The following is a 21,940-nucleotide window of genomic DNA, read 5'->3' on the forward strand; positions in this document are numbered from 1 at the left end:
GGCCGTACGAACCCGGTGTGCTTCCATGGACGGGCAGACCGGAGCGGACGGGACGAGGGAGCGCCGTGGTGGTGGTATCGGAGGCGACCGCACTCCCCGCACGGGTGTCGACGGCGGGACGCCACTCCAGCGTGGTCGTCTCCGACGACCGGCAGTGGGCGCGTCACCTCTGCGGGTTCGTCCGCAGCGGTCTGGACCGGGGGGAGCAGGTGCAGTACTTCGCGGACACCACCGCCCCCGAGCGGGTGCTGCGCACCCTCGCCGACGCGGGGATCGACGCGACGGCCGCCGTGACCCGCGGGCAGCTGGCGGTGCCGGTGGCCGCGCAGACGTACCTCGCCGGCGCCGCGTTCGATCCGGACGCGATGATCGGCCTGTGGCACGACGCGGTCGACGCGGCCTTCGCCCGGGGGCACCGGGGACTGCGGGTGATCGGCGAGATGTCCTGGGGCGTGCGGGGCGCCGTCGGCGCCGACCGGCTGCTGGAGTACGAACTGCGGCTCCACCAGGAGGTCTTCGAGCGGCTGCCGCTGACGGCCTGGTGCCTCTACGACCGCCGCCTGCTGCCCGACGCGTACGTGAACCTCCTGGCGGGCGCGCACCTGACGCACCGGGGGGACCCCGTCGCCGAACCGACCCTGCACGTGGCCCCGCTGGCCGACCGCGTCGGCTTCCTGATGTCCGGGTCGGCCGGGTACGACACGCGGGACGCCGTCGCCGCCGTCGCCGCCGCCGTCCGGGGGACGTCGGCACCGCGGGTGGAAATGGACCTCACGGCCCTGCGGCACCTGGACGCCGCGTCGCTGGCCGTCCTGGCCGACGCGGCGGCGGGGCGGCCCGGTGGTGCGGGCCTGCACGTCCGGCAGCCACCCCCGTCACTGGAGCGGCTGCTGGAGCTGTTCCCCGCGCTCGGTTCCGTGATGGAGGTCGTGGGCCGATGACGACCTCCGTACGATCGTCCGATGAAGCCGCCCGGCGGGAAGCCTTCTTCCACCCGGCGCTGTTCTACGGCACCGAGAACGAGTACCTCGACGGCCTCGGGGCCTTCGTGCGGGGCGCGTTGGACGACGGGCAGTCCGTGCTGGTGGCCGTGCCCGGTGTGCGCCTCCCGCTGCTGCAGGACGCCCTCGCCGACGACCGCGAGCGCGTCACGTGGGTGGACATGACCGAGGCGGGACGCAATCCGGGACGGATCCTGTCGATGTTGCAGGAGTTCGCCGACCGCCAGGAGGCGGCCACGCCGGTGTCGATCGTGGGAGAGCCGATCTGGGTCGGGCGCACGCCGGCGGAGACCTGGGAGGCGACCCGCCACGAGGCGCTCATCAACCTCGCCTTCGAGGGGCGCCGGGCCAGCATCCTGTGCCCCTACGACACCGCGCTGCCCGAGGACGTGCTGGCACAGGCGTACCGCACCCACCCGGTGGTCGGTGCCCCGGGGGACTACCGCGCCAGCTCCCGTTACGCCGATCCGCACGAGGTCTGCCGCGACTGCGACGTCCCGCTGCCCGAGCCGGCCGACGCCGTCGTCGTCCCCTTCGGGGAGCAGGACCTGGCGTCCACGCGCGACGAGGCCGACCGCTGGGCGGCGGCCGCCGGACTGTCGCCGGCGCGCCGCACGGACTGGCTCCTCGCCGTCAGCGAGGGGGTCAGCAACTCGGTGCGCCACGGCGGGGGCAGCGGGACCCTGCGCATGTGGAGGGCCGGCGGCGGGCTCGTCGCGGAGATCAGCGACCGGGGCCGCCTGGACGATCCCCTCACGGGCCGCCGCCGCCCCGACCCCTACGCGCCGACCGGTGGCCGCGGGGTCTGGATCATGCACCAGCTGTGCGACCTGGTGGAGATCCGCGCGACGGCGCGGGAACTCGTCCTGCGCCTGCACATGAGGGCGGACTGAGACCGGGGAGCGTCACCGGGTTCAGCCGGGGCGGCGGCATCGCCCTCGCCGGGCTGATCCCCGCCCTCTCCCGGCACGGCCCCCGCCACGGCGGGGGACGCGCGGCACCCGGCTCCGGGGCGCCGCCGGGAACGGCCGGCCGCACGGCCCGCCCCGTCGTCGACGGGCGTCCCGCCCACCGCTCCCGGAGGTCCGCGAACGCCCGCCGCGCGCCCGCCGCCTCCTACCCGAGCGTGAGCATCGCCTCGGCGACCTCGCCGACCGCCGCACCGGGGATCGCGGTGGCGGCCTCCTCCAGGACGAGCAGCCGCGCCCCGGGGATCTCGCGTGCGAGCGCCTCGCCGTTGCCGACGGGGAAGAACCGGTCGCGGCGGCCGTGGACGATGAGCGCGGGGACCCCGATCCCGGGCAGGCGCTCGCGCCAGCGGGGCGCGCAGTCGAGCCGGGAGAACACCATGCCCAGCTGGTTGGCCCTCTGGACCGGGGGCGCGGTGCCGGGCGTGCGGTCCCAGACGCGTGCGGCGGCCGCCCGCGCGGCGGCGGGGTCGTCGCCGAGGATCTCCGCACCGGCGGCGGCGAACTCCGCGACCGCCTCGCGGTCGGTCCAGTCGGGCACCGGACGCGCGAACAGCCGCCCCATCGACGCCCGGTCGTGGTCGGGGAGGTCGTCGTCGGGCGGGCCGGGGGCGACCGGGCGGGTGCCGACCAGGGTGAGCGCCGAGAACGCGCCCGGATGGTCGAGCGCGGCCACCTGGGCGACCATCCCGCCGACGCCGATGCCCGCGAGGTGCGCGGGCCCCCCGCCGAGCGCGCCGGCCAGGGCCGCCGCGTCGGCGGCGAGGTCGCGCAGGGTGTAGGCGGGCGCCTCCGGATCCGCCGTCGTCGACTCCCCGTTGTCGCGCAGGTCGTAGCGCACCACGCGGCGTCCGCCGGCGGCGAGGCGCTCGCACAGCGCGTCGGGCCAGGAGAGCATCGTCGTCCCGCCCGCGAGCAGGACGAGGGGCGCGTCGTCGTCGCCGAACGACTCGATGCCCAAGGCGATCCCCCGGACGTGGACCGTGGTCATCGGACCACCGGGAGATGCCGTGGGCCGGGCGCGGCGGGGCCGGCGCCGAGACCGTGCTCCGCTGCGCCGGCGTGCGCGGCGCCCCACCGGTGGCCCGGACCGCCGACCGGGCCGGGACCGGGGCGGGAGCCGCCGGGAGGGAGCGGGACGTCAGTGAGGGTTCGCGTCATGCCGGGGCAGACCCGATCCGCCGCCCGAACTCATCGCTCACGCACGAGGCGCGCGGCGGCACGTCGGGGGATGGCGGCACGTCGGGGGAGGGCGGCCGGCCGGGCCCCGGCCGGGTCGATCCCCCTCATCTGCGACGGGGCCCGGCGCCCGGCCACGACGCCGCCCTCCGGCCCGTGCACGACGCGGCCCACCGGCTCCGCCGGCCCGCCCGGCGACGTCCCCGGGCGGACCCGCCCCAGGCCGGTCTCACCGGAGGCACGCCGTGAACCAGGCGTGGAGGCCGCGGTCCACGGCGGGAGCGCCAGGCGGTTTCGTTTGGATCAGTCGGTGGCGCGGCAGCGCCACCCGCTGCGAGAAGACCGCGACCGTCCACCTTGCCGGACTCCACATCGCAGGCGTCTTCCTCTGGTCCGCCCGCTGATCCAAACGAAACCGCCCAGCTCACTCGGTCCGGGAGAGGGGCGTTGCACGGTCCCTGTCCGCAGGCTTCTCGGCCGTGATCTCGATGGTTCCGGTAGTCACGTTCTCCCCTACGCCCGAGGCGTACCAGAGGTGCTGCGGCCCACCCGGGGTCCAGACATAGACGTGATCGTCCCAGCAGTTGTTCGCGTTGGCGAGAGACGTCATCGTGTTGACGATTTCCCTGACCGTGATGGGGGCGTCCGGGTCGAAATCCCTTCCCGTGGCACCCGTCTGCTCCGTAGCCATGGTTCCTCCGTGGGGTGAGGTCGGTCCTGGCACTCACCCTCACGGTGGCGCCGGGCGCGCACCTTCCCGGAACGGCCATTCGTGAAGGGTTACGCCGTGAATGGGGCGCCTCTCGACATGCCGCAGCACCGTGCACGTGTCACCGTGAGTCCGAATCGTTCAGCATCCAGCGGCAAGGGAGCGGAGATGGAACCGGCGGATAGCGGCGAGACGATGGACGTCAGTGGCACGTGGTACGTCGCCCGACTACTCGACATCCTGTCCTTCGAGGCAGCCGCGTACGGCAGGGCATGCCCGGTCGTGATCTCCCTTCGGGACGGGGACGGAAAAACGACCTTCCGTAAGGTCGCGAACGCCTCCTTCATCGAGGCTGACGGCCTCCCCTCCCCGTGCATCCAGATCTCAGATCATTGAGAGCCGGAGGAGCGCGGCTTCGTGGCGCCTCCGTCAGGCCCGGATCATCACCGAGGTTCCGGCGGGCAGGGTGCGGGTCTGTCCCCTGCGCAGGTAGGGGTCTCCCGGGCCCTCGATGAGGCGCGTGCACGCGGCGTCGGTCAGATAGGCGTAGTCGTCGATCCTATTGGTGAAGGTGACGTCACCCTTCGTGGGATCGCTCTTGATACAGGCCCGAGCGGGCGGGTTGTCGTAGACCTTCGTCTGGCCGTCCTGTGAGACGTGCATCTGTCCGGTGGCCGCGCCGGCTGACGTGGTCAGCCCGACGGCGAGCAGGCCGGCGGTGGCCAGCGTGCCGAGCGTGGTGAGGATCTTGCGCATGGGGGCGCCTGTCGTCGCACGGCGTCTTCTGACGCCTGCTCGGGACGGTAGTGATGTGATCAGTTCCTCCCGGCGAGCCTCTTCATGTGGGGGACGGCGCACTGTTGCGCGGCCCGCGCGGAAGGGGCGCGGATAGCCTCGATCGGCGTTGCTGGTTGTGGGCCGGGCGACTCCCCTCACCCCGGGATGGAGCTCCTATGGCCCGGTCGCCCGCCCAGGCGCCTCTCCTTCGCGTCCTGGTGGTCCTCCCCGCGTGGGATGCGGTGCCCGCGAACGTGGAGTTCATCGATCGTGGGGACCCGCGCGCCCTGTGCGCCCGCACCCGCCTGCTGCTCATGCCGTCGGCGTGCGAGTCCTACGGGCGCGCCGGAGCGGAAGCGATGCTCTCCGGCATCCCCGTCCTCGCCGCCCCCGCGCCGGGGATGCGCGAGGCGTTCGGCGGCGCGGCGAGCTACCTTGAGCGCGACGACGTCGCCGGCTGGGCACGGGAGATCCGCCGCCTGGACGACCCGGCCGCGTACGCCACCGCTCCCAGGTACCGTCGACGGCCCACATCCGCAGCCGGTGGTGAACACCCCTCCAGTCGCCGTACTCCTCCGGCGGATGCACCCACTGGGTCCCGGTCTGGAACGTGCAGGCGATCGCGTCGATCACCTCACGATGATCCCGCCGGCGGCCACCCCGCTTCGGCGTCCGGTCCGGGAGCGACGGCTCGATCCGCGCTCATTGCGCATCAGCCAACGGCACACCCGGACCAACGACCAACCGATCCGAACGAAACCGCCTAGGTGCTGGAGGACTGGAGCCGCGGCCGTCCGCCGTGCTCGGCGCGCAACGGGACGAGGGCTCTCAGCGAGGAGGAGGGCTCCAGTCCCAGTTCCTCCCGCAGGATGCGGCGGCACTGTTCGTATTGGTGCAGTGCCGCGCCCCTGTTGCCGGCGGCCAAATGCGCCTTCACGAGTACCCGGTGGGCGCTTTCCTGCAAGGGTTCGGCGCGTACGGCGGCGAGTCCGGCGGCGACGGCTTCACCGTAGCGCTGTGCCGACGTCAGCCGTTCGGTCATCGCTTCCAGGGCATAAAGCCGAAGCTGATGGTATTGCTCCTGCTCTATCAGCATCCAGTCATTTTCCGGCCACTCCGGAAGGAGGTCCGCCGACAAGTCCGCCAGCGTCTGCACGGTGAGGATGTCGTCGCACGGGCGTGAGCTGTCGAGCAGTCGGTGCGCGCGTGCGACCGCGTCGCGCAGGTCCACGGCGATGTGCCGGGAGAGGGCCAGTTCGCGGGCGGACACGTCGAGGACGGGGTGGCCCATCTGCGCGGCCCGCCAAAGGGACGACCTCAGGTTCGCGTTGGCGCGTGACATCGTGACGTCCGGCCAGAGGGTGCCCGCCACGTAGGCGCGGGAGCGCGGCATGTCCTGCAGGGCCAGGAACGCGAGAAGCCGCTGGACACTTGAACAAACCGGAATGCTTGTGCGACCTGTCACGAGCGCGAAGCCCTTGAGCAGCCGCAAAGTAATAAGATGAGCTTGTCCGTTCATCGACCCCCCGTTAGCGGTGTCGGTTTGGTGATCTTCGGCGCGGCTCGTCGAATTCCCCCCGCCATGTTACGGGCACGTCATGACCGCAGGACCGACCATTATCGGGTCCGGCGTCAAAAGGGAATCAACGGAACGTCGCGGAAACGTCACCCGTCCTGTTCCAGCAGCTCATCGAGCCAGCTCCGCACCGCCAGGAGGACGTCGGCGGTCCTGCCCGCCGCGGCGGGGGGCTTCTGCTCCCCGTCGACGATCCGGATGATGCGCGCCCGGAAGTCGTCCGGCCTGCCGTCTTCCAGCCACACCCGGAGCACGAGGACGCCGGACCGCGTTGAGGGGGTCTCCATGAGAGACGAAGTGTCCCCCGGCGGTGTCACCCCGGCGTCGTCGCCCCGTGCCCGGTGACGTCAACGCGCACGGCGGGGACGCACGGGTGACGCCGGCACGACGGGTGGGTCGCGGACGGATCACAGGGGGCCCTGCATCCTCTCGACGTACGTGGTCAACGCACGCCGGACCGACCTCTCGGCGTACGTGGTCAGCGCACGCCGGACCGAGGGGGGCTTCGCATGGGTGACTTCGGTGTGATCGCCGACGTCTCGTCGGTCATCGTGAAGGCCCTCACGCAGGCCCTGCGGGGGCTGAGCCAGGTGGAGCCGCCGATCGCGGAACTGAACGACCTCTCCGAGACGGTGCAGACGCCGCCCCCCAAACTCACCGTGTTCCTCTACGAGATCGCCGAGGACCCCACCTCGCGCAACCGGCCCCCGGTGCGCTCCCAGCCGCCCGACCCGCCGACCGTCCGCAAGCCGCCGATGGCCCTGCTGCTGCGGTACCTGATCACCCCCTGGGGCGGCGACCAGGCGACCCAGCACCGGATGCTCGGACGCGCTCTGCAGACCTTCTACGACGACGCGATCCTGGACGGCGCGCACCTGTCCGGAGGCCTGGCGGGCAGCACCGAGTCGCTGCACGTCACCCTGACGCCGCTGACCCTCGACCAGAAGTCCTGGGTCTGGTACGCGATCCAGAAGCCCTACCGGCTCTCGCTGAACTACGAGATCCGCGTCGTCGACCTGGACTCGGCCGTGGAGACGGCGGTGCGGCCGGTGCGCAGCCGGACCATCGAGGGGACGGCGACGCCATGACCGCCTTCCTGCCCCTCGCCCGGTCGACGCTCTACAGCCCCGTCTGGCTGGTGCCGTTCGACGACCACGCGCGGCGGGTGCGCACCGTGGGCGTGGAGGTCCGCCTCGAACGGTTCGACGACGCCGACGGCCGCTGGCTGCCCCTGGACGACCGGGCGGTGCGCACGCCCAGCGGGGCCGTCGCCTTCCCGGGACTCGGCAGGCGGGCGGAGCCGTGGGCCGCCCGGCCGGAGCGCCACCGGGTCCGTCTCGCGGCCGCCGGCTACCAGCCGCTGTACCCGGCCGACGGCCGGCCGTTCTCGGCCGACCTCGTCGGCGTCGAGTTCCCGGTGCACCCGTACGACGACACCCACCCGCCCTCCGTCGAGGCCGTCCCGCGGCTGGTCCGGCTGCTGCCGGGGGTCGCCTTCCCCCACCCGCCGGGCGCGCGCACGGTCCGCGGTGCCGTACGGGACGCCACCACCGGGGCGCCCGTGGCGAACGCGCTCGTCGAGGCCAGGGGCCGCACGAGCCCGGACCTGGTGCCGTGGCACGAACGCACTCTCTCCGACGCCCGGGGGGCCTTCCGGCTCGCCCTGCGGTGGGAGGGGGAGAGGGCGGCCGAGCACGCGCTCGAGGAGACGTTCCGCCTGGAGGCCACCGAGCGGCCGGGCCGGACCGGGACGCTGACCGTGCACCTGCCCCAGGACGCGGAGCGCCAGCACGTCATCGAGATCCGTGAGCAGTGAGGAGCCCATTCATGGCCGAGTACCTGAGCCCCGGGGTCTACATCGAGGAGATCGACGCGGGGCCGCGGCCGATCGCGGGGGTGAGCACCAGCACCGCCGGGATGGTCGGGGTCACCGCTCGCGGCCCGTACACCGGCAAGCCCAAACTGGTCACGAACTTCCTGGAGTTCCAGAACACCTTCGGCGGCTTCCTGCCCGAACCCGAGGCGTCCGTGCGGGACGCGTGGGCGAACGACCCCTCCGAGGGCGGCCGCTGGTGGCTGTTCCCCCTGGCCGTCAAGGGGTTCTTCGACAACGGCGGCCGGCGCCTGTACGTCAAGCGGGTCGTCGGCGGGGGAGCCAGGGCGGCCTCCGGCTCCCTGGGCCAGGGCCTGGTCAGCCAGGTCACCACCGACGCCGCGCGGGGCGCCGCCCGCCTGCAACTGGGCCACCTGGTCGGCTTCACCGGGGCCGGGCAGCAGGTCCAGGTCTTCCGCGGCGACGACCAGCAGGCGGTCCACACCGCGACCGTCTCCGGCTACGACATGGCCACCCGCCGCATCACCCTCGACCAGCCGCTGCCCGCCGAGGTCCGGGCCTCCCGCGGCGACTACGTCCAGGTCGGCCAGCGCGGCGACGAACAGACGCTGCGGTTCTCCGCGGTCAGCCCCGGCACCTGGGGCGGGGGCGTCCAGGTCCGGGTCCGGCCGATGGTCGGCGCGGCGCTGCCGGTGCTGCCCGAGCCCCAGGAGGGCGGGCTGTTCGTCACCCGCCTGGTCGCGGACGCGCCCGAGGACAGCGGGACGGTCGAGGTGGCCGCGGTGACCGGGCTCGACCCCGACGGACTGCCCGCCGACACGTGGGTGCAGATCGGCCCCGACCGGTTCGGGGTCCAGGTCGGCCGGCCGGCCGACGGCAAGGTCACCCTCACCCTCCCGGCGGGCACCACCCACACCGCATGGGACGCCGGCCTGACGGTGCGCCGGGTGCGCCGGGGCAACACCGCGGCGGGGCGGACCCTGCGGATCGGCGGCGCGGGCAGGCTGTACGAGGGCGCGGTCGTCCAGCTCGACGACGGCACCGCCCTGACCGCGGTGAACGTCGAAGCGGTCACCGGCGACGCCGTCACCTTCGACCGCGACGTGCCGGGGACGTTCTTCGAGACCGACCGGATCCACCTGATCGAGGCCGAGGTCAGCACCCGGTTCACCGACCCGGGTGGAGCCGCGGTCACCGAGACCTTCGGCAACCTGCGGTTCTCCGGCGACACCCCGGCGAACCTGGCGACCGCCCTGGAGAGCCGCTCCCAGCTGGTGCGGGCCACCGCACTGCCCGGCCTGTCCACCGACCCCGCCCGGTTCCCGGTGCCCGCGACGGGCTCCTGGCTGACGCTGGCGGACGGCGACGACGCGTACGAGTCCCTGAGCGCGGCCGACTTCGTCGGCACCGACGGCGGCAGCGGGCGGCGCACCGGGATCGTCGCGCTGGAGGACATCGACGAGATCGCGGTCTGCGCGGTGCCCGGCATGTGGTCCGGCACGGTCGAGTCGAGCCTGGTCACCCACTGCGAACTGCTCAAGGACCGGTTCGCGATCCTCGATCCGCAGGACGGCCTCGACATCGAGGGCGTCCAGGCGTTCCGCGAGTCCTTCGACACCAAGTACGCGGCGCTGTACCACCCGTGGCTGGTCACCCGCGACCCGTCCGCCAACCGCGACGTCGAGGTGCCGCCGTCGGGCCACATGGCCGGGATCTACGCCCGGGTCGACGTGGAGCGGGGCGTGCACAAGGCGCCCGCCAACGTGGTCGTCCGGGGCATCCGGCAGACCGACGGCTTCGCCCAGGACATCACCAGGCGCCACCAGGACCTGCTGAACCCGAAGGGCGTCAACGCGCTGCGGTTCTTCCCCGGCCTCGGCCACCGGGTGTGGGGCGCGCGCACGCTCTCCTCGGACAGCTCGTGGAAGTACGTCAACGTCCGGCGGCTCTTCCTCTTCCTGGAGGAGTCGATCGACGAGGGCACCCAGTGGGCGGTCTTCGAACCCAACGACGAGTCGCTGTGGGCCCTGGTCCGCCAGACGGTCGCCAACTTCCTCACCACGGTCTGGCGCAGCGGCGCGCTCGCCGGCACCACCGCCGACGAGGCGTTCTTCGTCGCCTGCGACCGCACCACGATGACCGAGGACGACCTGGCCAACGGCCGTCTCATCTGCGTCATCGGCGTCGCGCCGGTCTTCCCCGCCGAGTTCGTCGTCTTCCGGATCCAGCAGAAGACCCGCGAGACCCAGCTCACCTGAGCGTCCGACCGAGGATTGAGGAGGGGCCGCCATGCCGCCCGTGACCAGGGAAGACCCGTACGCTTCCTACAACTTCCAGATCATCGTGACCAACGTCAGCGACGACGGCGTCGCGGTGAGCGGCTCCTTCACCGAGGCCAGCGGCCTCGAACTGGAGATCCCGCCGATCGAGTACCGCACCGGGAGCGAGGACACCACCGTCCGCAAGATCCCGGGCCTCAAGAAGTACACCAACCTCACCTTCAAGCGCGGCGTCACCGGGCACGTCGGCTTCTGGAACTGGGTGGTCGAGGCGCTCAACGGCAAGGTGCGGCGCACGTCCGGTTCGATCGTGCTCCTCGACGAGAACCGCCAGGAGGCCATGCGCTGGAACTTCGACCGCGCCTGGCCGACCAAGTACACCGGCCCCACCCTGAGCGCCACCAAGAACGAGATCGCCATGGAGACGCTCGTCCTCGCGGTCGAGAAGCTGGAGATCGACGTCTGACATGACCAGTGAAGCGCTTCCCGGCGTGTCCCTGACGTCCGCGCCGCGCGGCTCCGAGGCGCAACCGCTGCGCACGGACGTGGCGGCGTTCCTCGGCCGGCTCCGCCGGGGCCCGATCGGCGCCCCGGTGCGGGTGGAGAGCTGGAACGACGTCGTGGGCGCCTTCGGGCCTCCCCCGGGCACGCCCGGCGCGAGGGACCCCCAGGACGGCGCCTTCGCCACCCCCTACGCCCTGCGCGGCTTCTTCGAGAACGGCGGCCGCACCGCCTGGGTGGTGCGCGTGTCCGGCCCGGCCGGCACCGCCCGGGCCCGGTGGACGGTCGGCCCGCTGGGCGGATTCCCCGCCACGCGCTACCAGGTGACCGCCACCAGCCCGGGGACCTGGGCCAACGGCGGGCGGGTCGCCATCCGCTACCAGGCCAGCACCGTCGCCGGACCGCCGACGGTGAGCGTACGGGTCCACGTGCCCGGCGAGCCGCCCGAGGCCTTCCCCGGCCTGCCGCTCCCCGAAGCGGCGGACCGGCTGACCGCGTCCCGGCTGGTCCGGCTGGTCCCGGACGGGCCCCCGCCACCCCCCGGGCGCCCCGGCCCGATCTCGGTGTCCTGGGACCTGACGCTCGCGGGCGGCACCGACTCCGCGCCCACCCGCGGCGCGTACGAGGACGCCGTGGCCGTCCAGGCGGAACTCCCGGAACCGGCGCTGGTGGCGCTGCCGGACCTCGGCACCGACCTGGCCGGCGGCGCGCACACGGACGTGGTGCTCGCCCTCCTGCGCAGCATCGCCCCCCTGCACGACCGGCTGGCCGTCCTGGACGTACCGCCCCGGCTGTCCTCCGTGGACGAGGTGGTCGACTGGGTGGGGACGCTCGCGGCGACCGGCGACGGCCGGCTCCTCGGCTGCACGGCCGTCTACCACCCGGCGCTGCGCACCCCCGCCGGCAGCGGACTGCGCACCGTCCCCGCCTCCGGCCACGTCCTGGGCGTCATCGCCCGCCTCGACGGCGAGCGGGGGGCGCACCACACGCCCGCCAACGCCGTGGTCCTGGAGGCGGTCGACCTGGCGGCCGCGTTCCCCGAACCGCAGCAGGTGCGGCTGTTCGACGCGGGCGTCGACCTGGTGCGGTGCACCCGCGGGCGGGGCCTGACGGTGTGGGGCGGCCGCACCCTCTCCACGGACCCCCGCACCCGCCACATCGCCCACCGCCGCCTGGTGCACCTCCTGGTGCGCGCCGTGCGGAGGGTGGCGGGCCCGCTGGTGTTCGACGTCAACTCACCCGAACTGCGGCTGACCCTGGTCAGGGCGGTCACCTCGGTGCTGCTCTCCGCCTTCCGGACCGGGGCGCTCGCCGGGGCGCGGCCCGAGCAGGCGTTCCGGGTGGTGTGCGACGACACCAACAACCCGCCCGAGCAGGACCCGGGGCTGCTCGTCTGCGAGATCGAGGTCGCCCCGGCCGTCCCCATGGAGTTCATCCGGCTGCGCCTCGTCCTCGGCCAGGACCGGGGCCTGGAGGTGATCGAGGCGTGAACCGGGACCCGCTGCCGAAGTACCGCTTCCTGGTCACCCTCGACCCCGGCGACGCGTACCTGCCGCCCGCACAGGCACTGCTGCTGCCGCTGGCCGCGTCCGGAGCGTTCCAGGAGGTCACCGGCCTGGGCGCCCAGCTGGAGGTGACGAGCTACCCGGAGGGCGGCCGCAACGACTCGGTACACCAGCTGCCGCTGCGCCACTCGTGGAACCGGCTCGTCCTCAAGCGCGGCGTGGCGCGCGATCCGGGCCTGTGGGCCTGGTACCAGGCCGGGCTCGCCGACTCGCTGGGCGCCCGCCGCGACGGGGCGGTGATCGTGCTCGGCCCGGACGGGGTGCCCGGCGCGGCCTGGGCGTTCCACGGCGGGCTCGCCGCCAAGTGGACCGGCCCGGACCTGCACGCCGAGCAGAACGCGATCGCCGTCGAGTCACTGGAGATCGCCCACGAGGGACTGACCAAGGTCCTTCAGGACCCCGCGGCGAGCCTTTCGCCGCGGCCGAACCGAGGGAGGTGACCGACGTGCCGAAGGTGACCATTCACCATCTCGAAGTGCGGTTCCAGGTGGACGGCGACGACGGTGCCGTGTTCACCCGCCTGTTCAACCGGCACATCCAGGCCTGGTCGAGGCTGTACGAGGACGCGTGCGCCCGTGCCAGGCGCACCGAGGCCGAGCGTTCCTTCGGCGACGGGGAGGACCGGCCGTGAGCGTGACGCCCGTGTCCTTCGCCCGCCAGGGCGCGGCCCAGGCCCACCTGGAGATCGTCCGGCCGGTGATCGCCGACGAGCGGCGCCGGCGGATCCCGCTGCGGTTCAACCCGACCGACTACAAGCTGAGCAAGAGCAACACCTTCGCCGAGATCACCATCCCGGGCCTGGAGACCCCGCCCCTGCAGTACGTGCGCGGCGGCACCGAGACCCTCACCGTCCAGGCGCTCGTCGACACCTCCGACACCCTGGAGAACGTGCGGAAGTCCTACGTCGACGCCCTGCGCGCCCTGCTGCGGCCCGACAGCCGCGAACACGCGCCGCCGGTCGTGCGGTTCGTGTGGGACGAGGAGGTCTTCACCGGTGTCGTGGAGAAACTCGACGTCAACTACCAGCTGTTCCGGCCCGACGGCGTACCGCTGCGGGCCCTGCTGGACCTCTCGCTCAAGGAGTTCCGCCCGGCCGCCCTGCAGGTCGCCGACACCCCGCGCTCCTCGCCCACGGTGGAGAAGAGCTACGTGGTGCGCCGCGGCGACACGCTCAGCTCCATCTCCAGCGCCCTGTACCGGCGGCCCGACGCCTGGCGGGAACTGGCGCGCGCCAACGGCATCACCGACCCGCGGGACCTGCGGCCGGGCCGGGTGCTGACCGTGCCCCGGCTGCCGTGAGGAGCGCGCGATGAGCACCCCCACCCCCGAGGTGGCCTCGCCCGACCGGTACGCGCCCGAGTTCGACGTGCGCATCGAGGGGCTGGAGATGGACCCGGCCACCAAGAACGACATCATCGACATCAAGGTGAACCGGGACATCGACGAGATGTCCGGCTTCGACCTCACCCTCAACAACTGGGACGACGCCAACCTGCGGTTCAAGCACAGCGACTCGCCGGACTTCCGCCTCGGCGGCCGGGTCTCGGTACGGCTCGGCTACGCCGACAGGCTGCTCACTGTCGCCACCGGGACCATCTCCACGCTCGCCCCGAGGTTCACCGAGAGCGCGTCCCCCACCGTCCAGGTCAGCGGGGTGGACGGGCTGCTGCGCCTCAAGGACCGCAAGCCGACCGAGAACGAGACCAAGATCTACCGCAACCTGCCCGACTGGCGGATCGCCGAGCAGATCGCCCAGCGCAACCACCTGAGGGTCGAGGTCACCCGCGAGGGGCCGACGCACGACCGGGTGGTGCAGAAGAACCAGGACGACGCGACGTTCCTGCTGGAGCGGGCCAAGCGGCTGGACTTCGACTGCTACATCCTGCCCGACCCCGGGACCGGCGAGGACACGCTCTACTTCATCAGGCCGACCGACGGCCGCGACGGGCGCCCCATCCGGGTGTACCGGCTGGCCTACGCGCCGGGACTGTCCACCGGACCCGCCGCCCAGCCCGAGGGGCTGGTCCCCAACCTGCTGGAGTTCACCCCGACCCTGACGGTGTCCCAGCAGGTGAGCAAGGTCACGGTGCGCGGCTGGGACCCCCGTGCCAAACAGCCCATCGCGTTCACCGCGACCGCGGAGAACCTGCCGGCCGGGCAGAACACCGCCGACGGGCAGAGCGGGCCGCAGGTCGCCGAGTCCACGCTCCAGGGCCGCCAGGAGGTGCTGGTCGACGCGCCGGTCGGCAGCGACCAGGAGGCCCGCGAACTGGCGATCAGCCTGCTGCGGGAACGGGCCTACGAGTTCATCACCGCCACCGGCAAGGTGGCGGGCCTGCCCGAGCTGCGGCCCGGCGACAACCTGGAGATCCACGGCCTCGGGCGCCGGTTCTCCGGCATGTACTTCGTCAAACGGGTCGAGCACACCCTCAACACCAGCGGGTTCTTCACCCAGTTCACCGGACGGCGGATCCACCAGGGGGACCAGTGACCAGCAGGACCACACCGCGGGCCCGCAGCACCGACAAGCGGTACTACGGCGTCGTCGAGGCGCTCGTCGTGGAGAACGAGGGCGACGACGAGGGCCGGGTCAAACTGAGGTTCCCGTGGTTCGACGACGTCACGGTCACCGACTGGGTCCGCGTCAGCCAGCCGTACGCCGGGCACGGCTACGGCACCGTGTTCGTACCCGAGAAGGGCGACGAGGTCCTCGTCGCCTTCGTCCACGGGGACATGCGGTTCCCGATCGTGCTCGGCGGCCTCTACAACGGCGAGGACAAACCGCCGGCCGCCCGCACCGGGGGCCGCGACCAGAAGGTCATCCGCACCCGGCACGGGCACGAGGTGCTCCTCGACGACACCCGGTCCGACGCCGCCGTCCGGATCAGGTCGGCCGCCGGCCACGTGGTGGAGCTCGACGACCAGGGCAAGGCGATCCGCGTCACCGCCGCCGAGGGCGGCAGCGTGACCGTGACCGCGCAGGGGGAGATCACCCTCAAGGCGCCGAAGGTGACGGTCGACTCCCCCTCCATCGACCTCGGCGGCGGCGCCACCGAGCCCCTCGTGCTCGGCAACGCGCTGCTCCAGGCGTTCAACACGCACACCCACCCGTCCCCCGCCGGGCCCACCGGCCCGCCCACCCCGCCCCTCACCCCCGCCGTACTGGCCAGGAAGGCGAGGACGGCATGAGCGAGGAGTTCCTCGGGACCGGCTGGCGGTTCCCGATCCTGCCCGACGCGTCCGGGCGGCTGGGCTACGCCGTCGGCGAGGAGAGCATCGAACACTGCCTGAGGGCGCTGCTGCTCACCGGCACGGGCGAGCGGGTCATGCGACCGGACCTCGGGACGCGGGCCCACGAGCTGGTCTTCGCGCCCGGCAGCGTGCAGAACCTGCGCGACCTGGAGCGCTCGATCGCCGCCGCCGTCCGGGACCACGAGCCCAGGGTGGACCTCGACGAGGTCCGCGCGGAGGCCGACCCGGCCGACGAGTCGCGGATCACCGTCTCGGTCGTCTACCGCATCCGGCGCAGCAACACCAAGGCGAACCTGGTGTTCCCCTTCTACGCCGGGCTCACGGGCCTCACCGGCCCCACCGGGAGGACCCCGTGACCCTGCCCGTCCCCCGGCTGGACGACCTCACCTGGGCCGACATGATGGCGGCCGTCCGCCGCCGCGTCCCCGCCGAGTCGGACGGCACCTGGACGCTGCACGCGCCCGTCGACCCCGGCGTCACCCTCCTCGAACTCTTCGCCTACCTCCTCGAACAGCGGCTGTACTGGCTCGACCAGCTGCCCGACGCGCTCGTGGTCGCCGTGCTGCGGCTGCTCGGCCTCGACCCCCCGCGCCCCGCCCGGCCCGCCGCCACCGTGCTGCGCCTCACCGCCCGGCGGGCGGGGACCGCCGTCCCGGTCGTCCCCGCCGGCACGGCACTCACCCGTGACCCGGCGGGGCGGGTCGTCTTCACCCTCGACGACGGGGTGGCCGTCTTCCCGCTCGCCGAGGACGCGCAGCCCACCGTGTGGACCGACCGCGACCGCACGGCGGACCTGCAGGCCCGCCGGGGCGTCCCGCTCCTGGCCGCCGACGGCGCCCCCGCGCGGGCCCGGTTCACGCTGCCGCTCACCGGGGCGCACCCCGCGCCCGGTCCGCTCAGCCTGCTGTTCGAGCTGGACGCCCCCGCCGCGGCCGCGCCGTCGTGGCTGCCCGGGGCCGTCGCCGACGTGCCGCCCCCCGCCGAGCTGACCTGGTCCTGGTTCCGGCCGGGCACCGACCTGTGCGGCCCGTTCGAGGAGGTCGAGGACGGCACGGCCGGGCTCAGGCGCTCCGGGGTCGTACGGCTCCACCCGCCCTCCGGCTGGACCACCCGGGACAGCGGGGTCCTCGTCTCCACCCCGGCCGCCACCCACGCCGCCCCGCCGCGCCTGCTCCAGCTCGCCGTCAACGTCTCCGCCGCGCGCCACCTCCGACGGCGCACCGCGCCCGCCGGCGAACTCCGCGAGCAGATCGACGCCTGGCTCAAGCTGCCCGGCCAGCGGCTGGTGCTGCCGGAAGCCGCCGAACGGCTCGTCGAGGCGAGCCTGCGACTCGCGGGGGAGGAGTGGCGGCCGGTACCGGACTTCGCCTTCGGCGGCCCGGCCGACCGGATCTTCGTACTCGACCGGGCCGAGGGCGCGGTGGTGTTCGGCGACGGACTCACCGGCCGCGTACCCCGCCCCGGCGGCGACGCGAGCGTCGAGTACGCCGTCGGCGGCGGACGGGACGGCAACGGCGGCACGACCGCGAACTGGGTCCCGGCCGAGGAGTCCCCGGCGGCGGTCACCGCCGCCAACCTCGTGCGCGCCGAGGGCGGCGCCGAACCGGAGACCGTCGCCGAGGCACGCCGCCGCGCCGCCGCCTCCCTGGGCGAGGTGACCCGCGCGGTCACCGCCGACGACTTCGTCACCCTCGCCCGTACGACACCGGGCGTCGCCGTCGCCCGCGCCCACGCCTCCCTGGGCGAGCACCCCGGCTTCCCGTGCTCCCCGGTGCCCGGCGCGGTCACCGTGCACCTCGTACCGGCGGTACCGCGCGACGACCCGGACCGCGAGGACTTCGTCGCCGCGCCGCACCCCGACCCGGGCACGCTGTGCGCGGTCGCCGCCCGGCTGGAGCAGGCCCGGCTGCTCACCTCGGAGGTCTTCGTCCGCGCCCCCCGCTACCGCGACGTGGCGGTGCGCGCCGACCTGTCGGGCGACCCCGCCGACCGCGCCCGGGTGTCCGCCGTGCTCACCGGGGCGCTGCGCCGCTTCCTCGACCCGCTGGTGGGGGGCGGCGGCCGGGACGGCTGGCCGTTCGGGGAGCCACTGCGACCCTCGGCCCTGCTGCGGGCCGCGCAGCAGGCGCTGGGCGACCTCGCGAACGTCTCCGCCGTGGCGATCGGACTCGACGGGGCGGACCCGGACGAGGACTGCCGGGAAGTGCCGATCGGGCCCGGTGACCTGCCCGTCCTGCGGGCGGTCCGCACCCGGATCGTGTCCGCCGTCGAACCGGGGGAGGGGCTCGCGTGACCGGCGAGGTGTGGTGGGAGAGGGCCGCGCGCGAGGAGGAGGGCCGGATCGTCCCGGGTCCCGGACCGACCGGTGTCCAGCCCGAGCTGACCGAGGCGACCCGCGAGGCGGTCCGGGCCGGTGTGCGCGGCCGGATCGCGGGCCACACCCCGGACTGGACCGATCCCGACCGCCAGGACGCCGGGGTCGCGCTCGTCCGCCTCTTCGGCACGCAGGCCGAGCCGGTGCTCGCCCGGGTCAACCGGCTGCCGGAGAAGGTACTGGCCGAGCACCTGGTGACGGCGGGGGTGCGGCGGCGCCCGGCGGGGCCGGCGGCCGTCCTCCTGGAGTTCACCGTCAACCCGCCGGACGGCACCTCCGTCCTCGTACCGGCCGGGTTCCAGAGCGCCGCGTCCGGTCCGGCCGGGCAGGTGGTGTACGAGACGGACCGGGACCTGTACGCCACCCCGGCCACGCTCGCCGCCCTGGTCGTCCAGGAGCGCGGGATGCGGGAGTCCCTGCCGCTGGGGCCGGCCGGGCCCGGCCGGCCGTTCGCGCCGTTCGGCCGGGACCCGGAGCCCGGCGACGGCCTGTGGATCGGGCTCTCCGGGCCGGCCGCCCCCCACCCCGGCCTCTCGCTGGGCTTCGTGGTGGCCGCCGCCCCGCCCGCGCCCGCGCGGTCCGGCGGCCCGGCATCCCTGCCGCCCGCCCCCGCGCCGCTGCTGCGCTGGGACGTGCTGGACGGCACCCGGCTGGTCCCCGCCGAGCTGGTGCGCGACTCCACGGCCGGGTTCCGGGCGAGCGGGACCGTCGAACTGCGGGTCCCGCGCACCTGGGCGCCGGGCAGCCCGCCCGGTGCCCGGCCGCGGCCCCCGCTGCGCTGGCTGCGCCTGCGGATCGCGTACGGGGCCTTCGACGGACCCGCCCCGGTGCTGTCCGGGCTGCGGCTGAACACGGTCGCCGCCACGGCCGCCCGCACGATCAGGGACGAGCCGTTGCAGCCGATCCAGGACACCGGGGGGAGCGGTTCCCGCCGCATGAGGCTCAGTCAGGCGCCCGTCCTCGCCGGGTCCGTGGTCGTCGAGGTCGACGACGATGCCGGCGCCGACGTGTTCGGCACCGCGGCCGGATCCGCCACCCGCTGGCGGGAGGTGGAGAGCCTGGCCGCCCACGGCGCCGACGACCGCGTCTTCACCGTCGACCACGAGCGCGGCGAGGTGGCCTTCGGCGACGGGGTCCACGGCGCGGCCGTACCGCCGGGCTTCCGCAACGTCCGCGCCGTCCGCTACCGGGTGGGCGGCGGCAGCGCCGGAGCCGTGCGCGCCGGCGCCGTCAACGCCGTGGTGACCGCCCTGCCGTACGTCATCGGCGTCACCAACCCCTTCCCGTCCTCGGGGGGCACGGACGCCGAACCCGACGCCGAGACGATGCGCCGGGGCGTCGGACAGCTGCGCGCCCGGGGACGGGCCGTGGCCCCGGCCGACTACGGCCTGCTGGCCACCCGCGCGCCCGGCGCGTCGGTGGCCCGCGCCCGGGGCGTGCCCGGCCTGCACCCCGACTTCCCCGGAGCGCCGATCCCCGGCGTCGTGGGCGTCCTCGTCGTGCCACCGGGCGACGACGGAGGGGAACCGCCGGTGCCCACCGCCGCGACCCTGCGGGCCGTCGCCGACTTCCTGACCCGCGAGGCCGCCCCCGCCGGGGTCACCGTGGTCGCGGCCCCCGCGCGGTACCGCCGCGTCGCCGTCGAGTCGCACCTCGCCCTCGACCCGGACCTCGACCGCGCCGCCGTCCTGGCGAGGGCGGGCGACGCGGTGCGCACCCACCTGGACCCGCTGCGCGGCGGGGAGGACGGCGCGGGCTGGCCGTTCGGCGGCACGCTGCGGCACACCCCGCTGGTCCGGCGCCTCCTCGCGGTCGACGGGGTCCTGGCCGTCTCCCGGCTCGCGCTCACCGTCGACGGAGTGCGGCTGCCCACCTGCACCGACCACGCGATCGGGCCCCACGAACTGGTCTGGCCCGAACGCCCGCTGCTGATCCCGGCAGGAGACCGGCCATGACGTGCACCCCGCTCCCCGCGACCTTCCGCCTCCTCGACGCGTACGTCGGCTGGGACGAGGCCCCCGCCGGGAGCGAGCCGGGCACGGGCGGCGTCGTCGGGTTCGACGACCCGGCCGGGATCCGGCTCGCCCACCGCGGCCCCGCGCCGGAAGGCCCCACCAGGGCCCGGCTGCTGCCGTGGTTCCCCGACCCCCGCCTCGCGCCCGGCTGCGGGCCGTGCGCCTGGTACCTGCTCGTCCCCGGCGAGCGGCTGCTGCTGCGCCGCGACGCCTGCACCGGCGCCTTCACCCCCGTGTGGCCGCCCGCCCGCCTCCCCGGCGGGCCGCGCGAGCCGGTCTCGGTCGCCGCGCGCGGACACCGGCTGGCCGTGGTGGGGACCGACCGGGTGTCCGTGTGGCGCCGGGAGGGCGCCCAGCTCGCCGGGGTGATCCGGGTGCGGCGGCCCCGCCGGGCCGCGATGGCGCCGGGCGACGAGGTCCTGATCGCCTGCCAGGGCAGCACCGACCTGCGCCGGTTCGACTCGACGGGCGGCTTCCGCGGCGTGCTGCGCACCGGCGCCCGGGGCGAGGTCGTCGGCCTGCGCACCGGGCCGGGGCGGACGGTGTGGCTGCTCACCGACGACGGCACCCGGCTGAGCGTCCACCGGGGCGGCCCCGGCCGGCCCTTCCGCACCGCCACCGTGGAGGAACTGGCGGCACAACTGCCGCCGTCCACGCTCACCTCGGCGACCGAGGACGGCTTCTGCCTGGACGAGGAGGGCCCGGACGGCCCCGAGACCCGCTGCCACACCTGGCGGGGCCTGCCCCGGGACGCCGGGCCGCCGGCGACCGACGTGTACGTGACCGGCGGCTCCTACGTCACCACCCTGATCGACAGCGGTATCCCGCGCTGCCGCTGGCACCGGGTGCGCGTCGACGCCGACGTGCCGGCCGGCACGTCGGTCCGCACCGAGATCGTGGTGACCGAGGACGGCCACCACGAGGAGAGCGACTGGCAGGCCGCCGCCCCGGGCGTGGGGGACTTCCTCGTCGACCAGCCGCCCGGCCGCTTCCTGCGGCTGAGGCTCCGGCTGTCGGGCGACGGCGGCGCGACTCCGGTGGTGCACCGGATCCGGCTGGACTTCCCCCGGACCACCAGCGCCGACCTGCTGCCGCCCGCCTTCCGCCAGGACCCCGCGGCCGACGACTTCACCGAGCGCTTCCTGTCGCTGTTCGACGCCACCTTCGCCGAACTCGACCGCGCCATCGAGCGGTACCCGGCCCTCCTCGACCCGGCGGGCGTGCCCGACCGGGTGCTGCCGTGGCTCGCCGGCCTGCTGGGCCTGTCGTTCGAGGCGGGCTGGGACGCGCGGACCCGCCGCGCCCTGCTGGCCGCGGCCCCGGAGCTGTACCGGCGCCGCGGCACGCCGTGGGCGCTGCGGGAGGCGGTGCGCATCGTGTTCGGGGTGGCCCCGGTCGTCGACGAGCAGGCGGCCGACCGGCGCTGGGCGCGGCTGCGGGCGGCCCCCGGCGGCGCCGGGCCGGACCGGGGGCTCGGCTCCGTCAGGCTGTTCGGCCGGTCGGCGAGCCGCTTCCGGGTCGGCGGTTCGGCCCTGGGCGCGGCGCCGCTGCGCGCGTTCGGCGATCCGGACGCCGACCCGCTCACCGCCCACGCGCACCGGTTCCGGGTGCTCCTGCCCGACGGATCGGCGGACGTACGGGCGCTGCGGCGGCTGGTGGAGCGCCAGGCGCCCGCGCACACGGTGGGGTCGGTGCGGACCGGCGGCGCCGGCTTCGTCGTCGGCTCCCGCTCCACGGTCGGCGTGGACACCGCGTTCGTCCCGCTGCCGGTCCCCGTGCTCGGTGGCTCGCTGCGGCTGAACCGCGACGGGGTGCTCAGGCCGGGACCCAGAGGATCGCGCCGAGGGGTGGGTGTGGGAGTCGTCTCCGCCGTCGGTGTGCATACGCAAGTGACCTGAGAGGACGGGGAG

At 74.6% G+C, this 21,940-nt stretch carries 22 protein-coding genes and 2 pseudogenes; 18 read left to right on the forward strand and 6 right to left on the reverse strand.

Translation table 11 applies throughout. The annotated features are described in order from the left end of the window. Positions 1 to 68 precede the first annotated feature (68 nt). Both IE106_RS13920 and IE106_RS13925 read left to right on the forward strand, forming a co-directional pair. Entirely contained in the window at positions 69 to 941 is an 873-nt protein-coding gene (locus IE106_RS13920; RefSeq protein ID WP_229840399.1) for an MEDS domain-containing protein, read from the forward strand. After that, positions 938 to 1,894, forward strand: a complete 957-nt coding sequence (locus tag IE106_RS13925; RefSeq protein WP_189533628.1) for an anti-sigma factor RsbA family regulatory protein — start codon at positions 938 to 940, stop codon at positions 1,892 to 1,894. Before IE106_RS13920 ends, IE106_RS13925 begins: the two co-directional genes overlap by 4 nt. Positions 1,895 to 2,117: 223 nt before the next feature. Here the strand turns inward: IE106_RS13925 and IE106_RS13930 are convergent, their stop codons facing one another. Together IE106_RS13930 and IE106_RS13935 are read right to left on the reverse strand one after the other, a co-directional pair. Beyond that, positions 2,118 to 2,960, reverse strand: coding sequence for an alpha/beta fold hydrolase (locus tag IE106_RS13930; RefSeq protein WP_189533630.1), 843 nt, complete (start codon positions 2,958 to 2,960; stop codon positions 2,118 to 2,120). Between the two features lie 612 nt (positions 2,961 to 3,572). After that, positions 3,573 to 3,839, reverse strand: coding sequence for a hypothetical protein (locus tag IE106_RS13935; protein WP_189533633.1), 267 nt, complete (start codon positions 3,837 to 3,839; stop codon positions 3,573 to 3,575). Positions 3,840 to 4,025: 186 nt separating this feature from the next. On the opposite strand from IE106_RS13935, the gene IE106_RS13940 reads away from it, so the two are divergent. After that, the gene (locus IE106_RS13940; protein ID WP_189533635.1) at positions 4,026 to 4,253 is read left to right on the forward strand and encodes a hypothetical protein; all 228 of its coding nucleotides are present in this window, start codon (positions 4,026 to 4,028) and stop codon (positions 4,251 to 4,253) included. A gap of 33 nt (positions 4,254 to 4,286) precedes the next feature. Here IE106_RS13940 and IE106_RS13945 read toward each other — a convergent pair whose 3' ends face one another. Then, complete coding sequence (locus IE106_RS13945) at positions 4,287 to 4,613, reverse strand: hypothetical protein (RefSeq protein ID WP_189533636.1); 327 nt, start codon at positions 4,611 to 4,613, stop codon at positions 4,287 to 4,289. A 197-nt stretch (positions 4,614 to 4,810) separates the two neighbouring features. Between IE106_RS13945 and IE106_RS30970 the strand changes: the two are divergent. Beyond that, positions 4,811 to 5,104, forward strand: a pseudogene (locus IE106_RS30970) (glycosyltransferase); the annotation flags it as partial. 46 nt (positions 5,105 to 5,150) lie between these two features. On the opposite strand, the pseudogene IE106_RS30975 reads toward IE106_RS30970, so the two are convergent. The 3 genes and pseudogenes from IE106_RS30975 to IE106_RS13960 all read right to left on the reverse strand — a co-directional run. Further along, positions 5,151 to 5,330, reverse strand: a pseudogene (locus IE106_RS30975) (transposase); the annotation flags it as partial. Positions 5,331 to 5,397: 67 nt separating this feature from the next. Next, positions 5,398 to 6,126, reverse strand: coding sequence for an AfsR/SARP family transcriptional regulator (locus tag IE106_RS13955; RefSeq protein WP_229840401.1), 729 nt, complete (start codon positions 6,124 to 6,126; stop codon positions 5,398 to 5,400). A gap of 173 nt (positions 6,127 to 6,299) precedes the next feature. Continuing rightward, positions 6,300 to 6,497, reverse strand: a complete 198-nt coding sequence (locus IE106_RS13960; RefSeq protein ID WP_189533642.1) for a hypothetical protein — start codon at positions 6,495 to 6,497, stop codon at positions 6,300 to 6,302. Positions 6,498 to 6,719: 222 nt separating this feature from the next. Here IE106_RS13960 and IE106_RS13965 point away from each other — a divergent pair, with 222 nt between their 5' ends. From IE106_RS13965 to IE106_RS14030, 14 genes are read left to right on the forward strand one after another with little or no spacing between them, the layout of a single operon-like run. Continuing rightward, complete coding sequence (locus tag IE106_RS13965) at positions 6,720 to 7,298, forward strand: Pvc16 family protein (RefSeq protein WP_189533644.1); 579 nt, start codon at positions 6,720 to 6,722, stop codon at positions 7,296 to 7,298. Then, the gene (locus IE106_RS13970) at positions 7,295 to 8,026 is read left to right on the forward strand and encodes a carboxypeptidase-like regulatory domain-containing protein (RefSeq protein ID WP_189533646.1); all 732 of its coding nucleotides are present in this window, start codon (positions 7,295 to 7,297) and stop codon (positions 8,024 to 8,026) included. Before IE106_RS13965 ends, IE106_RS13970 begins: the two co-directional genes overlap by 4 nt. 11 nt (positions 8,027 to 8,037) lie before the next feature. Continuing rightward, positions 8,038 to 10,302: a phage tail sheath C-terminal domain-containing protein gene (locus tag IE106_RS13975; RefSeq protein ID WP_189533648.1), complete on the forward strand. Its 2,265-nt coding sequence runs from the start codon at positions 8,038 to 8,040 to the stop codon at positions 10,300 to 10,302. Positions 10,303 to 10,333: 31 nt separating this feature from the next. Continuing rightward, positions 10,334 to 10,789, forward strand: coding sequence for a phage tail protein (locus IE106_RS13980; protein ID WP_189533650.1), 456 nt, complete (start codon positions 10,334 to 10,336; stop codon positions 10,787 to 10,789). A gap of 1 nt (position 10,790) precedes the next feature. After that, positions 10,791 to 12,314 carry a phage tail sheath subtilisin-like domain-containing protein gene (locus tag IE106_RS13985; protein WP_189533652.1) on the forward strand — a complete coding sequence of 508 codons (1,524 nt, stop codon included), beginning with the start codon at positions 10,791 to 10,793 and terminating at the stop codon, positions 12,312 to 12,314. Further along, the gene (locus IE106_RS13990; RefSeq protein ID WP_189533653.1) at positions 12,311 to 12,829 is read left to right on the forward strand and encodes a phage tail protein; all 519 of its coding nucleotides are present in this window, start codon (positions 12,311 to 12,313) and stop codon (positions 12,827 to 12,829) included. Before IE106_RS13985 ends, IE106_RS13990 begins: the two co-directional genes overlap by 4 nt. 14 nt (positions 12,830 to 12,843) lie before the next feature. Further along, the gene (locus tag IE106_RS13995) at positions 12,844 to 13,020 is read left to right on the forward strand and encodes a putative phage tail protein (RefSeq protein ID WP_229840403.1); all 177 of its coding nucleotides are present in this window, start codon (positions 12,844 to 12,846) and stop codon (positions 13,018 to 13,020) included. Next, positions 13,017 to 13,688, forward strand: a complete 672-nt coding sequence (locus IE106_RS14000) for a CIS tube protein (protein ID WP_189533657.1) — start codon at positions 13,017 to 13,019, stop codon at positions 13,686 to 13,688. Before IE106_RS13995 ends, IE106_RS14000 begins: the two co-directional genes overlap by 4 nt. Positions 13,689 to 13,698: 10 nt before the next feature. Further along, the gene (locus tag IE106_RS14005) at positions 13,699 to 14,880 is read left to right on the forward strand and encodes a phage late control D family protein (protein ID WP_189533659.1); all 1,182 of its coding nucleotides are present in this window, start codon (positions 13,699 to 13,701) and stop codon (positions 14,878 to 14,880) included. Then, a complete protein-coding gene (locus IE106_RS14010; RefSeq protein WP_189533661.1) occupies positions 14,877 to 15,578 on the forward strand; it encodes a phage baseplate assembly protein V in 702 nt (233 codons plus the stop codon). The genes IE106_RS14005 and IE106_RS14010 overlap by 4 nt, the downstream gene beginning before the upstream one ends. Then, entirely contained in the window at positions 15,575 to 15,997 is a 423-nt protein-coding gene (locus tag IE106_RS14015; RefSeq protein ID WP_189533663.1) for a GPW/gp25 family protein, read from the forward strand. Before IE106_RS14010 ends, IE106_RS14015 begins: the two co-directional genes overlap by 4 nt. Then, positions 15,994 to 17,934, forward strand: coding sequence for a putative baseplate assembly protein (locus IE106_RS14020; RefSeq protein WP_189533665.1), 1,941 nt, complete (start codon positions 15,994 to 15,996; stop codon positions 17,932 to 17,934). Before IE106_RS14015 ends, IE106_RS14020 begins: the two co-directional genes overlap by 4 nt. Next, positions 17,931 to 19,970 (forward strand): putative baseplate assembly protein, encoded by a 2,040-nt coding sequence (locus IE106_RS14025; protein ID WP_189533667.1) that lies wholly within the window; start codon positions 17,931 to 17,933, stop codon positions 19,968 to 19,970. Before IE106_RS14020 ends, IE106_RS14025 begins: the two co-directional genes overlap by 4 nt. After that, positions 19,967 to 21,928 carry a phage tail protein gene (locus IE106_RS14030; protein WP_189533669.1) on the forward strand — a complete coding sequence of 654 codons (1,962 nt, stop codon included), beginning with the start codon at positions 19,967 to 19,969 and terminating at the stop codon, positions 21,926 to 21,928. Before IE106_RS14025 ends, IE106_RS14030 begins: the two co-directional genes overlap by 4 nt. Positions 21,929 to 21,940: the final 12 nt, after the last annotated feature.

Origin of the sequence: Streptomyces roseolilacinus (assembly GCF_014649335.1) — a bacterium.
GTDB lineage: Bacteria > Actinomycetota > Actinomycetes > Streptomycetales > Streptomycetaceae > Streptomyces > Streptomyces roseolilacinus.

Coding starts and splice junctions, on each gene's coding strand:
- IE106_RS13925 (WP_189533628.1), top strand. CDS start 938: ATGACGACCTCCGTACGATCGTCCGATGAAGCCGCCCGGCGGGAAGCC.
- IE106_RS13930 (WP_189533630.1), bottom strand. CDS start 2,960: ATGACCACGGTCCACGTCCGGGGGATCGCCTTGGGCATCGAGTCGTTC.
- IE106_RS13935 (WP_189533633.1), bottom strand. CDS start 3,839: ATGGCTACGGAGCAGACGGGTGCCACGGGAAGGGATTTCGACCCGGAC.
- IE106_RS13940 (WP_189533635.1), top strand. CDS start 4,026: ATGGAACCGGCGGATAGCGGCGAGACGATGGACGTCAGTGGCACGTGG.
- IE106_RS13945 (WP_189533636.1), bottom strand. CDS start 4,613: ATGCGCAAGATCCTCACCACGCTCGGCACGCTGGCCACCGCCGGCCTG.
- IE106_RS13960 (WP_189533642.1), bottom strand. CDS start 6,497: ATGGAGACCCCCTCAACGCGGTCCGGCGTCCTCGTGCTCCGGGTGTGG.
- IE106_RS13965 (WP_189533644.1), top strand. CDS start 6,720: ATGGGTGACTTCGGTGTGATCGCCGACGTCTCGTCGGTCATCGTGAAG.
- IE106_RS13970 (WP_189533646.1), top strand. CDS start 7,295: ATGACCGCCTTCCTGCCCCTCGCCCGGTCGACGCTCTACAGCCCCGTC.
- IE106_RS13975 (WP_189533648.1), top strand. CDS start 8,038: ATGGCCGAGTACCTGAGCCCCGGGGTCTACATCGAGGAGATCGACGCG.
- IE106_RS13980 (WP_189533650.1), top strand. CDS start 10,334: ATGCCGCCCGTGACCAGGGAAGACCCGTACGCTTCCTACAACTTCCAG.
- IE106_RS13985 (WP_189533652.1), top strand. CDS start 10,791: ATGACCAGTGAAGCGCTTCCCGGCGTGTCCCTGACGTCCGCGCCGCGC.
- IE106_RS14005 (WP_189533659.1), top strand. CDS start 13,699: ATGAGCACCCCCACCCCCGAGGTGGCCTCGCCCGACCGGTACGCGCCC.
- IE106_RS14015 (WP_189533663.1), top strand. CDS start 15,575: ATGAGCGAGGAGTTCCTCGGGACCGGCTGGCGGTTCCCGATCCTGCCC.
- IE106_RS14030 (WP_189533669.1), top strand. CDS start 19,967: ATGACGTGCACCCCGCTCCCCGCGACCTTCCGCCTCCTCGACGCGTAC.